Annotated in this window: 10 protein-coding genes; all 10 read left to right on the forward strand. The window is 73.0% G+C overall.

The window, feature by feature from the left end; genetic code table 11:
* The first annotated feature begins 3 nt into the window (after window positions 1-3).
* Genes IE252_RS36010 through IE252_RS36055 form a run of 10 tightly spaced genes read left to right on the forward strand, consistent with a single transcriptional unit; the run spans window position 4 to window position 15796 of the window.
* Entirely contained in the window at window positions 4-4299 is a 4296-nt protein-coding gene (locus IE252_RS36010) for a non-ribosomal peptide synthetase (RefSeq protein WP_190093687.1), read from the forward strand.
* Window positions 4296-7514 (forward strand): non-ribosomal peptide synthetase, encoded by a 3219-nt coding sequence (locus IE252_RS36015; RefSeq protein ID WP_190093688.1) that lies wholly within the window; start codon window positions 4296-4298, stop codon window positions 7512-7514. Before IE252_RS36010 ends, IE252_RS36015 begins: the two co-directional genes overlap by 4 nt.
* Window positions 7515-7534: 20 nt before the next feature.
* A complete protein-coding gene (locus IE252_RS36020; protein ID WP_190093689.1) occupies window positions 7535-8917 on the forward strand; it encodes a class I adenylate-forming enzyme family protein in 1383 nt (460 codons plus the stop codon).
* A 1-nt stretch (window position 8918) separates the two neighbouring features.
* A complete protein-coding gene (locus tag IE252_RS36025) occupies window positions 8919-9188 on the forward strand; it encodes an acyl carrier protein (protein WP_190093690.1) in 270 nt (89 codons plus the stop codon).
* The gene (locus tag IE252_RS36030) at window positions 9188-9457 is read left to right on the forward strand and encodes an acyl carrier protein (RefSeq protein ID WP_190093691.1); all 270 of its coding nucleotides are present in this window, start codon (window positions 9188-9190) and stop codon (window positions 9455-9457) included. Before IE252_RS36025 ends, IE252_RS36030 begins: the two co-directional genes overlap by 1 nt.
* Window positions 9447-10613 carry a beta-ketoacyl-[acyl-carrier-protein] synthase family protein gene (locus IE252_RS36035; protein WP_190093692.1) on the forward strand — a complete coding sequence of 389 codons (1167 nt, stop codon included), beginning with the start codon at window positions 9447-9449 and terminating at the stop codon, window positions 10611-10613. The genes IE252_RS36030 and IE252_RS36035 overlap by 11 nt, the downstream gene beginning before the upstream one ends.
* Window positions 10610-11320, forward strand: a complete 711-nt coding sequence (locus IE252_RS36040; RefSeq protein ID WP_190093693.1) for a beta-ketoacyl synthase N-terminal-like domain-containing protein — start codon at window positions 10610-10612, stop codon at window positions 11318-11320. The genes IE252_RS36035 and IE252_RS36040 overlap by 4 nt, the downstream gene beginning before the upstream one ends.
* Window positions 11317-13455, forward strand: coding sequence for an aminodeoxychorismate synthase component I (pabB, locus tag IE252_RS36045; RefSeq protein ID WP_190093694.1), 2139 nt, complete (start codon window positions 11317-11319; stop codon window positions 13453-13455). The genes IE252_RS36040 and pabB overlap by 4 nt, the downstream gene beginning before the upstream one ends.
* A complete protein-coding gene (locus IE252_RS36050) occupies window positions 13452-14135 on the forward strand; it encodes a methyltransferase (protein ID WP_190093695.1) in 684 nt (227 codons plus the stop codon). Before pabB ends, IE252_RS36050 begins: the two co-directional genes overlap by 4 nt.
* Window positions 14136-14143: 8 nt before the next feature.
* The gene (locus IE252_RS36055) at window positions 14144-15796 is read left to right on the forward strand and encodes a class I adenylate-forming enzyme family protein (protein WP_190093696.1); all 1653 of its coding nucleotides are present in this window, start codon (window positions 14144-14146) and stop codon (window positions 15794-15796) included.
* Window positions 15797-15798 lie beyond the last annotated feature (2 nt).

Here is a 15798-nt window from a genome sequence, read left to right on the forward strand (position 1 = left end):
GGAATGCGAACCGACTCAGACGTCATCGAGGGCTACCCCCTGTCCGAGCAGCAGCGCCGACTGTGGCACCTCGGCGGCCGTTCGGTGAACGCCCCCTCGGCCCGGCTGGTCCTCGACATCGAGGGACAGCCGGACACGGCCCGGCTGCGTGCCGCGCTCCGCGCGGTCGCCGCCCGGCACGAGGCGCTGCGCACCCGGTTCGCGACGGCGTCGGACGCACCCGGCGCGCTGCCGGTGCAGGTCGTGGCGGATGAGGCGACGCTGGTGTGGGGGGATGGGGAAGCCGCCGGTGACGGGGTGCTGGCCGCCGTGTTGAGGGAGATCGGCCCCCGGCGCCACCGGCTGGAGGTCACCGTGTCGGCCCTGTGCACCGACAGCACCGGCCTCTCGGTGATCGCCGAGGATCTGGCGGAGGCCTACCGGGGCGTCGAGCTGCCGGAGGCCGTGTCCTACGCGCAGTTCGCCGCCTGGCAGGACGTGGCCGCCGAGGAGGCGGGGCAGGACCGGCCGGTGCCGGGCGAGCTCCCCGAGCCGGCCCGGCTCACCGCAAACGGCCCGCGCGCCGCCTTGCCGGAGTTGGCCCTCGCGGCCGGCAGCTCCTCGGCGGTGCTCACCGCCGACGAGCTGGAGCCGCTGGCCCGGCTCGCCCGGGAACGCGGGCTGCCGCTGGAGCAGGTGGTCGCGGCGGCCTGGGCGGTCGTCCTGGGCCGTCGGACCGGCCGTACGGACGTGGTGCTCGGAGTGGTCCGTGACGGGCGCGGCTTCGAGGAGCTGGAGTCGGTCGTCGGCCCCACGGCCCGGACCCTGCCCGTCCTGGTGGACACCGCCCCCGGGCGGGGCTTGGGCGAGGTTGCCGCGACCCTGGCGGAGGCGGCTGAGGTCTTCGGTGAGTATGCCGAGTCCGGCGTCTGGCCCGCCGGCGCGGGTGACGCTCCCGCCGCCTCCTCGCTGCTGCCGCTGCAGTTCGAGTGGCTGCGCGCGGCCCGGATTCCGAGCGCGGACCTCGCCTTCACCGTGGTCGAGTGCACGGTGGACGCCGAGCCCTACGACGTACGCCTGGTGGCAGTTGAGCAGGACGGGGCTGCGGTGCTGGAGCTGCGCGCCGGAGCGGATGCGCAGGCGTCGGCCGAGGACCTCGCCCAGGCACTGCGGGCCTTGGTCGCCCAGATCACCGACCTCGACCAGGACGTCAGTGACCTCGACTGCATGGGCGCGGCCGAGCGCGACCGCCTCCTCGGGCTGCCCGCCGCGGCCCACACGCCCGACCCGCGCCCCGTGCACACCGTCTTCGCCGAAGTGGCCGCGGTCTTCCCCGACGCGCCGGCCCTGGTCGGCGCCGAGGAGCGGCTCACCTATGCCGAGTTGGACGCCCGGGCGAGCCGGGTGGCACACGGGCTGGTGGCGCGCGGGGTGCTGACGGGACAGCGCATCGGCATCCGCGCGGATCGGACGGTGGACGCGGTCGTCGCCATGCTCGCCGTCCTGAAGGCGGGCGCCGCCTTCGTGCCGGTCGACTTCGACCAGCCCGACGAACTCCTCGCCCATGTCGTGCACGACGCGGGTGTCGCCCTGATGCTGCTTCCCGTACCGGACGCCGTCGACCGCCTCGACGCGCTGGGTCTGCCGTGGGCGGATCTGGCCGCGCTCGCCGACGGCAGCCCCGCGACCGGCCCGGCCGTGCCGGTGGGGCCGGACGACCTGGCGTACGTCGTGTTCACCTCCGGCTCGACGGGCTGGCCCAAGGGCGTCGCGATCACGCACGGCAACCTCACCCACTACACCGCGGCGGCCGCCGACCGCCTGGGCTTCCAGCCCGGCTGGAACCACGCGACCATCGCGGCGCCCTCCGTCGACCTCGGCTACACCGCCCTGTTCGGGGCGCTGCTGACCGGTGGCTGCTTCCACCCGGTGGACCGCGACAGCATGCTCGACCCCCGGGCCTTCGCCGAGCTGGTGCGCGACCGGGAACTGGACTGCTTCAAGACGACGCCCTCGCACTTCCGTTCCCTGCTCGCCGCGGGCGGCGGGAGCGGTGCCTTCCCCCGGCAGCTGCTGATCCTGGGCGGTGAGTACCTGGACCCGCGGTGGGCAGCCGAACTGGTCGCCGCGGCCGGGCAGTGCACGCTGGTCAACCACTACGGGCCCGCCGAGACCTGCGTCGGCGCCAGCGCCTTCGTCCTGCCGCGCGAGTGGTCCGCCGCGTACGCCGACGGTGGCTCCGTCCCACTGGGCACCGGTCTGGGGGCGACCCGGCTGCTGGTCCTCGACGAGGCTCGGCGCCCGGTGCCGGTCGGCGTTCCGGGCGAGGTGTACATCGCGGGGCCCGGCGTCGGCCGGGGCTACCTGGGCCGCGCCGAGCTCACCGCCGAGCGTTTCGTGCCCGACGGGAGAGACCCGCGCCCCGGCGCGACGCTCTACCGCACCGGGGACCTGGCCCTGCTCCGGGCCGACGGGCTGCCCGTCTTCCTGGCGCGGGCCGACGAACAGACCAAGATCCGCGGCTTCCGGGTCGAACCGGGCGCCATCCGCTCGCAGTTGCTGGAGCACGAAGCCGTCGAGCAGGCCCTCGTCGTCCCGCGCGAGCTGGCCGACGGCACCACCAGCCTGGTGGCGTACGCGGTGCCGAGCGCCGACTACTGCGCCGAGCGCACCCCGGTCATCGATCAGCAGCAGGTCGGCGAGTGGACGCAGGTCTTCGAGAGCGTCTACGGCGCCGCGGACGCCGACACCTTCGGCGACCCCCTGCTCGACCTCACCGGCTGGAACAGCAGCTACACGGGCGAGGAGATGACCGAGGGGGAGATCCGCGAGTCGGTCGACGGGATCGTGGCACGGGTGGCCGCGCTCGCCCCCGAGTCCGTCATCGAAGTGGGCTGCGGCACCGGCCTGCTGCTCTACCGGCTGGCGCCGGGTACTCGCCGCTATGTGGGCACGGACATCTCCGGGGAAGTGCTGGCCACGCTGCGGCGCACCCTGGACGCCGACGCTGAGCGGTTCGCGTCGGTGAGCCTGGAGCAGCGGGAGGCGGCGGACTTCCGCGGCTTCGAGGACGACAGCGTCGACCTGGTGCTGCTGAACTCCGTCATCCAGTACTTCCCCTCGGCGGAGTACCTGCGCGAGGTGCTGCGCGAGGCCGTGCGCGTCGTACGGCCCGGCGGCCACGTCTTCGTCGGGGACGTACGCGACCTGCGGCTCCTGGAAGCCTTCCAGATGTCCGTCGCCGTCCACCAGGCGGACCAGGACGCCACCGCGGGCGAGCTGCTGCGGCAGGCCGTCGCGGCGGCCGAGGACGAGGGCGAACTCCTGCTCACCCCGGCCTACTTCGCCGCCCTGGGCTCCGAACTGCCCGGAGTCGCCGGTGTGAACGTGCTGCTCAAGCGTGGCCACATCGCCAACGAACTGTCGAAGTTCCGCTTCGACGCCCTGCTGACGGCCGGCGAGAAGCCCGAGTCGGTCGCCTCCGTGCCGGACAGCGCCGCGGAGCGGACACCGCGGGCTCTGGAGCGGTGGCTGGCGGCCGGTGAGCGTCCCCCGCTGCTGCTGCGCGACGTGCCCGACGGCCGCACCCGGCTGGATGTGGAGACGTGGCGTGCGGCGGGCGCGGGCGCCGACGAGCGGCCCGCCCGCGAGCTGTCCGGCAGCCCGGCCGAGGGGGGCGGGCCCAATCCCGAGGAGTGGTGGGCCCTGGAGGCGCCCCACGGGGTCGGCGTGGCGGTGCAGCCGGCCCGTTCCGGCCGCCTGGGCCACTACGACGTCCTGGTCACCGAGCCCGGCACGAGCGCCGTGTGGCACCCCGATGCCCGTGTGGCAGCCGCCTCCCCGCAGCACAACGAGCCGTTCCGGCGCAAGCTCAACCGTGAACTGGGCCAGGACCTGCGCCAGTTCCTTGCGGGTCGGCTGCCCGAGTACGCCGTGCCCTCCCACATCGTGGTCCTGCGGGCGCTGCCCATCGCCCCCAACGGCAAGCTCGACGCGGCCCGGCTGCCCGTGCCCGCGGCGCGCGCCGCGGCCCGGGCCGAGCACGTCGCACCGCGCACGCCGCTGGAAGAGGCGGTCGCCGGGGTGTGGCAGGACGTGCTCGGCGTGCAGCGGGTCGGTGTGCTGGACGACTTCTTCGTGCTCGGGGGCCACTCGCTGCTCGCCGTACAGACGGTGTACCGCATCGGTGAGGAGCTGGGTGTCACCGTCTCGCTCCAGGAGTTCTTCGCGCGCCCGACCGTGGCGGAGCTCACCGTCCTGGTGGCCGAACGGATGCTGGCCGAGCTGGAGTCGGCCGAGGCGGACGGGGCGGACCTGTGAGCGCGACCGAGCGGGTGGACTGGCCGCTGTCCTGGTCCCAGCGCGCCATGTGGCACGTGTACCAGCTGGCACGGGAGAGCTCCGTCTACCACATCGCCCTGCGTGCCGATGTGCTCGGTGATCTGGACGCCGCGGCCCTGCGCACGGCGCTGCAGGCGCTGGTGGACCGGCACCCGGCCACCCGCACCACGGTGTCGCTGCGCGGCGAGGACCAGAACGCCGTCCAGACCGTCCACGCGGCCCTGGCCGTCGACTTCGGCGACCACGAGGGCGCCGTGGGGGCCACGGATCTGGACGCCGCCGTGCTCGCTGAAGCCAACCGCCCCTTCGACCTGACCCGACAGCCCCCGCTGCGCGTACGTCGGTTCGAGGCCGACGGGCAGGAGGTGCTGCTGTTCGTCTTCCACCACATCGCCTGGGACTTCGAGTCGGTGCTGCTCGCCTTCGAGGAGCTGGCCGTGCTGTACCGGTCGGCCCTTCAGGGCACCGAGGCCGAACTGCCCGCACCGGGCACCCCCTTCGCCGAGCACGGCACGTGGGAGGCCGGCTTCTTGGAGGGTCCGGCCGGGCGGCGCGGCCTGGAGTTCTGGGACGCGCAGCTTGCGGACCTGCCGCCGGTCGCGGACCTGCCCGCGGACCGGCCCCGCCTCCCCGCGCGCTCCTACCGCGGCGGTGTGCACCACCTGCCGCTGCCCGCCGAGCTGGCGGAGGAGGTGGAGCGGGTGGCCAAGGAAGCGGGCGTCACCCGGTACGTGGTGCTGCTCGCCGCGTTCAAGGTGTTCCTCGCCAAGATGACCGGACAGCGTTCCGTGGTGCTGGGCACGGCCGGTTCGCAGCGGATGCGCCCTCAAGTGCGCCGCACGGTCGGGAACTTCGTGAACCCGCTGGTGCTGAGTACGGAGGTGACCGGGGAGCTCGCCTTCAGCGAGCTGCTCCACCAGCTGAGCAGCTCGGTGCTGCGCGCCATGCGCCACGGCAGCGTGCCCTTCCCCGCGCTCGTGGAGCGGCTGCGGCCCGAGTACGACCCCAGCAGGTCCCCGCTGTTCGACACGCTCTTCGTGTACGACCGCCCGCAGGACCGCCGACGTGACGGGGTCGCCAAGTTCGTCTCCGGAAACGGTTCCGCGGACGTGGGCGGCCTGCTGCTGCGCAGCACGCCGCTGGCGAACACCAGCGCGGTCTACGACCTCACGCTGTACGTCTTCGACGCGACCGACGCGCTGACGCTGCGCTGGGAGTACAACCGCGACCTGTTCGACGCGTCGACCGCGACCCGCTTCGCCGCGCACTACACGGCCGTCCTGCGGCAGTGCCTGCGGGCGAGCGGGAGGCCGCTCGCCGAGCTGGACGGCCTGCCGGACGCCGAGCGCCGCACCCTGCTCACCGAGTGGAGCGGCACGTCCCAGGACTGGCCGGGCCCCCGCCTGCTCCACCAGCTGGTGGAGCAGCAGGTGGACCGCACACCGGATGCCGTCGCCGCGGTCTTCGAAGGCCGCTCGCTCACCTATCGTGAGCTGGACCGCCGCGCCGACCAGCTGGCCGCCCGGCTGCGCCGTGAGGGAGTGGGGCCCGAGTCCCGGGTCGGTGTCTGCCTGCCCCGGTCCCTGGAGCTCGTCGTCGCGCTGCTGGGTGTACTGAAGGCGGGCGGCGCCTACGTACCCATGGATCCGGAGTACCCGCACGAGCGGCTGCGGCATCTGCTGACGGACTCGTCGGCCCAGGTCTTGCTCACCTGCCCGTCCGGCGGTCTGCCCGACGACCTGCTCGCGGCCTTCCCGGGCACGGTGGTCGTCCTGGACGAGGACCTCGCCGTCCTGGACGGCGAAAGCGCCGAGCGCGTCGACTCGGGAGTGCGGCCGCGCAATCTGGCGTACGTGATCCACACCTCCGGCTCCACGGGCCTGCCCAAGGGGGCGATGAACGAGCACGAGGGAGTCGTCAACCGGCTGCGCTGGATGCAGCAGCGCTACGGGCTCGACGCGAGCGACCGCGTGCTGCAGAAGACCCCGTTCGGATTCGACGTGTCCGTATGGGAGTTCTTCTGGCCCCTGGCCAGCGGCGCGCGACTGGTCCTGGCCCGTCCCGGCGGCCACCGCGACGTGCGCCACCTCGTCGAGCTGTGCCGCGCTGAGGAGGTGACGACCGTTCACTTCGTCCCCTCGATGCTCCAGTCGTTCCTCGACAGCGGCGACCGTGCGCCGCTGCCCGCCCTGCGCCGGGTCCTGTGCAGCGGCGAGGCGCTCACCCCGCGACTGGCGGCCGCCTTCCACCGTGCCTTCGACTGCGAGCTGCACAATCTGTACGGCCCCACCGAGGCGGCCATCGACGTGACGGCACGCCCGTGCCTGGCCGGTGAGGACGCGGCCACCGTGCCGATCGGACGCCCGGTGGCGAACACCGCCATCCGCATCCTCGACGAGGACCTCCAGCCGGTTCCCGTGGGTGTGCCCGGAGAGCTCTACATCAGCGGTGTGCAGGTGGGACGCGGCTATCTCGGCCGCCCGGACCTGACCGCCGAGCGGTTCCTGCCCGACCCGTTCGCGCCCGGCAGGATGTACCGCACCGGCGACCTCGCGCGCTGGAACCGCTCCGGGGAGATCGAGTACCTGGGCCGCGAGGACGGTCAGGTCAAGATCCGTGGCTACCGGGTGGAGCCCGAGGAGGTGCGCCACGGACTGGAGGCCGTGCCCGGGATCGCCGAAGCGGTGGTCGGCGTCCACCGGGTCGCGGAGGAGCCCCGGCTGCTCGCCCATGTCGTCCTGGACACGCCGGGCGCGCTGACGACCACCGCGATCCGGGGCGCGCTGCGCGGCCGCTTCCCGGAGTACATGATTCCCGCGGGCATCGTCGCCGTGGATGCCCTCCCCGTCGGCCCGCACGGGAAGATCGACCGCGGTCGGCTCCCCGAGCCGGGCCCCGAGGCCTGGATCCACCAGGCCGAGCACGTACCGCCGCGCAGCCCGCTCGAAGAGGAACTGGCCGAGATCTGGGGTGAATTGCTGGGCGTGGTGCGGGTCGGCGTGCACGACAACTTCTTCGACATCGGCGGCCACTCGCTGCTCGCCGCGCGGCTCGTGACGCTGGTCGCCCACGCCTTCGCGGTGCGGATGCCGGTCTCGGACATCTTCACCCACCCGACGCTCGAAGCCTTCACGGAGTGCCTGCTCACCCGGGTGCTGGAGGACGAAGACACCGCGCAGGGAGCCGCGCTGTGACGGACACGAGGAGAACACCCATGGACACCACCGACTGGTGGGGCGCCCACCTGCTGCACCGCGGCCGCCCCGACACCCCCTGGGCGCGGGTCACCGACCCGGTACCACTGGGCCGGCTGCGCGAGCGGGTGGCCGAGGCCCGGGCCCTGCTGGCCGCCGAGGGGGTGCGCCGCGGCTCCTCGGTCGCCCTGCAGATGCCGCCCGGCCTGACGGTCCTGCAGGTGATGCTCGCGACCTGGTCGCTGGGGGCACAGGTCATGCTCCTCGACCCGCGCCTGAAGCAGGCCGAGACGGACCGGCTGCTCGCCCGGTGCGAGCCGCAGTTCCTGATCACCTCACCGCAGCTCGGGCAGGTCGTCGCGGGTATCGTCGAGAGTTGCGACGTGGTGGTCGCCGCGCGGGCCTCGGGCCGCCCGGCCCAGGACGAGGTGTGCCTGGTCCAGTTCAGCTCCGGCTCCACCGGTCTGCCCAAGGTGATCGGCCGCACCCCGCAGTCCCTGCTCGCCGAACTGGACAGCTACACCGCCCTCGCCGGCATGCCCGGGGCCGGAGAGCGGATCGTGCTGCTCAACTCGGTGCTGCACACCATGGGCCTGATCGGCGGTGTGCTGCACGGACTCAACGCGGGCGTGGAGATCGTCCTTCCACCGCGCGCACAGCCGAGCGACATCCTGCGGGCCGCCGTCGAGACCCGAGCCGAGGCCGTGTTCGGTGTCCCCGTCCACTTCGACCTCCTCTCGCGGGTGACTTCGACACCGCTGCCCGCGCTCAGGGTCGCCGTCTCCGCCGGAGAGGTGCTCGCCCACGAGGTGTACGACCGATTCGCCGAGACATACGACGTCGCCATCAGCCCCGTATACGGATCGACCGAGACCGGGATCATCGCGGCCGACCTGGCCGGGAGCACACGTCCGCCGGGCGTGGGAACGCCCGTGTCCGGCATCGCTGTCCGGGAGGCGGACGGCGGGCTGGAGGTGGCGCTCGCCCGGTCGCCCTATCTGCTCGACGACGGGGTGGACCGGTATCGCGACGGCTGGCTGCGCACCTTCGACCGGTGCCGGATCGACGCCGTCACCGGCGCCCTGGAGATCCTGGGCCGGGCCGACTCGGTCGCCGTCGTGGGCGGCCTGAAGGTCGACCTGGTCGAGGTGGAGGCCGTCCTGCGGGAACACCCCGCCGTGCACGAGGCCGTAGTGCTGGCCGGAGACGTCATCGAGGCGCACGTGGGCTGCGAGCCGCAGCTGGAGAGCGGCGAACTGGTCCGCTGGTGCCGCGAGCGGCTCAGCGACTACAAGGTGCCCCGCCGCTTCTACCCGGGGCCCGCGGTGCCCCGCAACAGCAACGGAAAGATCATCCGCAGCAGGGAACTCCTCCACGCTGCCTACGCCACCAGCGGGAGCTGACATGCATGAGGAAGTCCGCGCGTTCGTGCGCGCCGCCCTGGAGGCCATGACCGGCGAGCCGGTCGACGCCGCACTGCCCGACGACACGCCACTGGGCGCCGGAGGGCTGGAACTGGAGTCGCTCTTCCTGCTCCAGCTCGCCACCCAGCTGGAGCAGGAGTACGGGATCGCCTTCCCGGACGACCTGGGGCCGCTGCCCCGCTACACCATCGGCGAACTCGCCGCGCACGTCGCCGAAGAAACCACTCAGGACACGGGAGCGAACCACTGATGATCACCACTGCCGACATCCGCGCCATCCTCGTCGAGAACACCACGATCGGCCTGCCCGCCGACCTCGGCGACGACACCGAGCTGGTCGTCGACTCCTTCGCGCTGACCTGGCTCAAGCACGCCTTGGAGAGCCAGTACGGGCTGGTCATCGACCCCACCGGTGAGGACCTCGCAGGCTTCACCTCGGTGCTGGCCATCCATGACTACCTCCAGCGCACCCACCCGGACGCGGTGGCATCCCCGCAGGGCACCAGCGATGGCCGCTGAGACAGTCGTCATCACCGGCGCCGGAGTCCGCTCGGCCTTCGGCCCCGGTGAACAGCGCCTGCTGGACGGGGTGTTCGCCGGCCGGCACGCCTTCGCGCCGGTGACCCGCTTCGACACCTCCCGCTCACGCGGCAACGTGGCGGCCCTCTACGACGACGGGCGCGGGCAGCCCGGCCAGGCGCAGGTTCTCGCGGAGTGCGCCCGCACCGCCCTGGACACCGCTGGGATCCGGGACGTCTCGGCGCTGCCGGTACTCATCGGCACCAAGGGCGACTTCCAGGGGGTGCACACCTTCTGGCGGGACACGGTGACGGGGGACCGGCCGGACCCCGCGGCGACCGCGCAGAGCCTGGCGGGGCACGTCGTCGAGGAGCTCGCCACCACTCTGGGCCTGGGCCGGCCGCGGACCGCCTTCACCAACGCCTGTGTGGCCGCGGCGGACGCGCTCGCGCACGCGTGCCGACTCGTCCGTACGGGCCGTGCGGAGGCGGTCCTGTGCGGCGGCGCCTATCTGGTCGACCCGGAGGTCTTCGCCAAATTCGACCAGGCGCGGGCCCTGTCGTCCGACGGCCGGGTCCGCCCGTTCGCCAAGGGACGCTCCGGGCTGCTGCTCGGTGACGGTGCGGCGGTGTTCGTCGTGGAGTCGGCGCGCCGGGCGTGCGAGCGCGGCGCGCGGCCGCTGGCCGTGGTCTCGGGCTGGGCGCTGACCAACGACGCGCACCACGTGGTCCACCCCCACCCCCAGGGCGCGGGACTGGCCGCGGCTGCGGAAGCCGCCCTGCGCATGGCCGGAGCCGATCCCGCCTCCGTCGACTACGTCAACGCCCACGGCACCGGAACCCCGTTGAACGACCCCGCCGAGACGAAGGCGCTGTACCGCGTGTTCGGCGAGCGGGCACGCACGGTTCCGGTCAGCTCGACCAAGAGCATGACCGGGCACGCGCTGGAGGCCGCGGGAGCACTGGAGGCGGTGATCTGCCTGCTCGCCCTGCGCGAGGGGATCGTCCCGCCCACCGCCGGATTCACCGAACCCGACCCGGAGTGCGACCTGGACTGCGTACCGGAGGGGCCCCGGCACCTGGACGTACGACGGGTCCTCTCGCTCAACGCCGCTTTCGGCGGCGTCAACTCGGCCCTTGTACTGGAGCGTCCGTGACAACGCAGCACCCCACCCAGAAAGCGGCACCCCCGGCCGTCCCGGGCGCGCTGGCCGTCGTCGGCTCCGGCTTCAGCGCCGTGGACGGCGACGGCAAGGCACCCCGGCTGCCCGGTTTCGTGGCGTCCCCGTTCGCGCCGCTGGTGTACGACGCTGTTCGCCGTTGCCTGGGAGCACCCGACAGCGAGGACAGCCCGGTGGCGCACCGGGGCGAGCGTACGGCCATCGTGCTCGGGAGCCTGGCCGGCGACGCGGTCACCGCCGATCTGGCGGGCGAGAAAGTCGCCTGTGGCGGTGTCGCCGAGCCGGTGCTGTTCCACCAGACCGTCACCACCGCCGTGTTGGGCGTGATCGCCCGTGACTACCGCATCACCGGTCCGGTGACCTGTGTCAGCGCGGTCCGCGACACCGGCGCCGCGCTCCTGGACTCCGCCGCGCTGCTCCTTGAGGCCCAAGAGGCCGAGCAGGTCCTGGCCGTCCTCGTCGAGCTCGCCGCGGGCCCGCGCACCCTGGCGGCGCTGGCGGCGCCGACCGCCGACCCGCTCGCCGCGCCCGCCCCCCACCGGTCCACCGCGGTGGCGCTGCTGCTGCGCACTCCCGGCGACGAGCCCGTCGCCCCTCGCGTCTGCGCGCCGCCGGTCCCGGCCACCGCCACCGCCCGTCTCTTCGCGTACGCGGCGACCGCCGCCGACAGAGGTGTCCGTTGAGAACACTGATCATCGACAACTACGACTCGTTCACGCACAACCTGTACCACTACATCGGACAGACCACCGGCACCGAGCCCGTCGTCGTCCGCAACGACGACCCCGCCTTCGTCCTCAACCGGCTGCGGGACTTCGACAACGTGGTCATCTCGCCGGGTCCCGGCAGTCCCGACCGGCCGGCTGACTTCGGTGTGTGCGCGGACGTCATCCGCGACGCGCGCATCCCCGTGCTCGGCGTGTGCCTCGGCCACCAGGGCATCTGCCACGTCCTGGGCGGCCGGGTCGAGCCGGCCCCCGAAGTCCGCCACGGCCGCAGCTCGAAGGTCGAGCACAACGGCCAGGACCTCTTCGAGGGCCTCCCCTCGCCCTTCGAGGCCGTGCGCTACCACTCGCTGATAGCCGCCGCGCTGCCCGAGGAGATCGAGCCGGTCGCGTTCGCCGACGACGGCGTGCTCATGGGGATCCGGCACCGCACCCGCCCCTTGTGGGGCGTGCAGTTCCATCCCGAGTCGATCTCCACGGAGCACGGACTGCGGCTCATGGCGAACTTCGCGTCGCTGACCCGCCGTTGGCAGCAGAGCACCGGTACGCGCCCGGCCGCTCCGGCCGCCGCCCGCACTGAGCCGCCTGCCGCCGCTGACCGGCCGTACACCCACCGGGTGATCGCCCGCAGACTGGAAGGGGGCCCGGCGCTCGACCCGGAGGTGGTGTTCGCCGAGCTGTACGGGGACACGGACCGCTCCTTCTGGCTCGACAGCAGCCTTCACTCCAGCGCCCAGGGCGGCCGGTTCTCCTTCATGGGAGATGCCCGGGGGCCCCTGGCGCGGACCGTCGCGGCGGACGTGTGGGAGGGCTCGGTCACCACTGAGGGGAGCGCGGGCACGAACCGCGCGGACGGTGCGTTCTTCGACTGGATCCGGGCCGACCTGGCCACGCGCCGTGTCGAAGTGCCCACGCTGCCCTTCGGTTTCGCACTCGGCTGGGTGGGATACCTCGGCTATGAGCTGAAGGCGGAAACGGGCGGGGACCGCGTCCACCGCTCGCCGCACCCCGACGCGGGAATGATCTTCGCGGACCGGGCCGTCGCGTTCGACCACGCCACCGGCGATACGTATCTGCTCGCGCTCGCCGAGGCACCGGACCCCGAACCGGCCGAGGACTGGCTGCGCCGGACCGAGGAGCGGCTGCGCCCGCTCGCCGGCCGGGTCCTGCCCCGGGCGCCCCGAGCCGCCGGGGACTTCGCGCAGCCACGGCTGCGCCACGCCAAGGACCGCTACCTCGACCTGGTGGCCGCCTGCCAGAAGGAGATCGAGGCGGGCGAGACGTACGAGGTGTGTCTGACCAACATCGCGGGCGTGGACGGCGCCCTCGACCCGTGGGCGGGATACCGGGCGCTGCGCCGGGCCAATCCGGTCCCGTTCGCCGCACTGCTGCGCCTGGGCGGCCTCTCGGTGCTCAGCTGCTCGCCCGAACGCTTCCTCCAGGTCACCGCCGAGGGAGTCGCCGAATCGAAGCCGATCAAGGGCACCCGGCCGCGTGCGGCCGACCCCGTCGACGACGAACTCCTGCGCACGGACCTGGCGAACAGCGTCAAGGACCGGGCCGAGAACCTGATGATCGTGGACCTGGTCCGCAACGACCTGGGCAGCTGCGCCGAACTGGGCTCCGTGACGGTCGACCCGCTCTTCGCCGTGGAGAGCTTCACCACCGTCCACCAGCTCGTCAGCACGGTCAGGGCCCGGCTGCGGCAGGAGAGCACCGCGGTGGACTGCGTACGGGCGGCCTTCCCGGGCGGCTCGATGACCGGGGCACCCAAGATACGCACGATGCAGATCATCGACCGGCTCGAAGAGGGACCGCGCGGCGTCTACTCCGGCTCCATCGGGTACTTCTCGCTCTCCGGCGCCTGCGACTTCAACATCGTCATCCGCACCCTCGTCACCCACGGCGACCGCGTGGAGTTCGGTGTCGGCGGAGCGGTGATCGCGCTCTCCGACGCGCAGGAGGAGTTCGAGGAGACCGCCGTGAAGGCGACCGCCCCGCTGACACTGCTCGGCCTGACCTTCCCCGGCCGCGACCGCACCGAACCCGACGCCGTCCATCCCCTCGCACCGACCGCGGAGGCAACGCGATGACCCTCGAACTGGGCGACAAGCTGCTGCGCCTGAACCAGGCCAGCGAGACCCGGCCGTCCTCCTTCCACCTCCTGGGACGCGAATGGGACCTGCTGGACGGCGTGTTCGCACCCGTCTACTGCTTCTCCACCCGCCTGTTCGCGTCCTGGATCCCCTACCGCGAGGGCGGCAGCCTCCTGGAGATCGGCTCGGGCACCGGTGTCGTGGCCGTCACCGCCGCGCTGAACGGCTGCAGCCGGGTGACCGCGGTGGACATCAGCGCCGCCGCCGTCGAGAACACCCGCCGCAACGCGCTGCGCCACGGCGTCGAGGACCGGGTGCGGACCCTGCGCAGCGACCTGTTCGCCGCGCTCGATCCGGAGGACCGCTACGACACCATCTTCTGGAACTCCAGCTTCATCGACCCGCCCGCGGACCACGTCCAGGAGACCGACCTGCACCGGGCCATCTTCGATCCCGGGTACCAGGCACACCGCGCCTACCTGCGCGACGCGGCCCGCCACCTGGCCCCCGGCGGGCGGTTGCTGCTCGGCTTCAGCAACCTCGGCAACGACGAGCGCCTGCGGACCCTGGCCGAGGAGGAAGGTCTGGAGATCGTGCCGCTGGAGTCCTCGGGCACCACCCTCGTGCCCGGCGTCGAATACCGCCTCCTCGAACTCGTCTCCCCGCCCGGAAAGTGACCGTGACCGTGACCACCACCTCCATCCTCATGCCGCCGCACCTGCGGGCTCGCATCGCGGGGGACCCGGCCGTCGGCGCGGGCAACGTCCTGCGCACCGCCCTGGAGACGAGCCCCGCCCCCGAAGCGCTGTGCCTGACCGCCGAGCGGCCCGTCACCGACACCGACGGCAGCGCCCGCACCGACTTCAGCCTCCGGGCCATCGACGCCCTGGTCGAAGCCTGGTCCTGCCACTACAGCGACCGCGGCGTGATGCCGCGCGACCGCGTCGCCGTATGGGTCGACGACTCCTTCGAGGACCAGCTGCACTACTTCGCGCTCTCCCGGATCGGCGCCATCGCGGTGCTCATCAACGGAGGCCTGGATGCCGACGTGGCCGCCGGGCTCATCCGCAGGACCGCGGCGGTGGGCGTCCACACCGACGAGCGCCGCCGCCCCCTGCTGGAACGCGCACTCGACGACGACGCGGCAGCGCCGCGCTGGATCCACACCGCGGACCTGCCCAACGGCTACGGGGGGCGCACGCTCCCGGCGTCGGCCCGCTACCGCCACGCCGACGCCGATCCCGTTCTGATCTGCCACTCCTCGGGTACCACCGGCGTACCGAAGCCGGTCGTGTGGACCCACGGCCAGGCCATGGCCGGCATCCGCCACCACCTGCCCGGATTCCTGGAGCAGAAGGAGGCACGGCTGCTCTCGGCCCTGCCCCAGTCCCATGCCTCCGCGGTCGGCTACACCTGTATGGCTCTGCTGGCCGGTGTACCGCTGACCGTGCTGTCCGGCCGCGGCGGAGCCCACCTGGCCCGCGCCATCGACACCCACCTGCCCACCACGGTCGTCGCGTTCGCCGGCAGCTACGCCGAACTGGCCACCCTGCCCGAGGACCCCGGACCGCTGACCTCCGTGCAGACCTGGATCAGCATCGGCGACGCCTCCCACCAGGCCCACATCAAACGTCTGACCGCACGCGGCAGCCATCTGCGCGGCGGCCGGCCGCACCCCGGCTCCATGTTCGTCGACGGCTTCGGCGCCTCCGAGCTGGGCTGGGGCGGAGTGCTGGGCCAGGTCACGGTCCCCGGCACCACGGGCCACAGCCGGTGCATCGGCAGGCCGCAGCCCTACGCCGACATCGCCGTCCTGCGCGCCGACGGAAGCCCCGCCGAGGACCAGGAGGTCGGCCTCCTCGGCGTCAAGGGACCGACGATCACGCCCGGTTACTGGGGCGACTCGGACACCACCTACCGCTCGCAGCTCGCCGGCTACTGGCTCTCCGGGGACCTCGTCTACCGCGACCGGCTGGGGCGCTTCCACCACGTGGACCGGGCGGTCGACGCGATCTCCACCCCGACGGGCCCCGGATACTCGATCCTCATGGAGGAAGTGCTGCTCGCGCACCTGCCGGACGTGGACGACTGCGCGGTCGTCGAGGCGCACGTCAACGGCGGCCCGGCCGCCGTCGCCCTGGTCACTCCGCGCGGCGCGCTCCAGCCGAACGCCCTGGAACGGGCGAACGAGGCGCTGCGCGCCGCCGGTCAGCCCGAGATCGCCCGGCTGACGACGGCCGAAGGCGAGTGGACCATCCCCTTCGGCGCGACGGGCAAGGTGCTCAAGCGAAGGCTGCGGGAGAGGCTTGCCGACGCGCTCGTCGGCCCCGCCCTCTGAGG

Source organism: Streptomyces melanogenes, from assembly GCF_014649795.1.
In the GTDB taxonomy this organism is placed as follows: Bacteria; Actinomycetota; Actinomycetes; order Streptomycetales; family Streptomycetaceae; genus Streptomyces; species Streptomyces noboritoensis.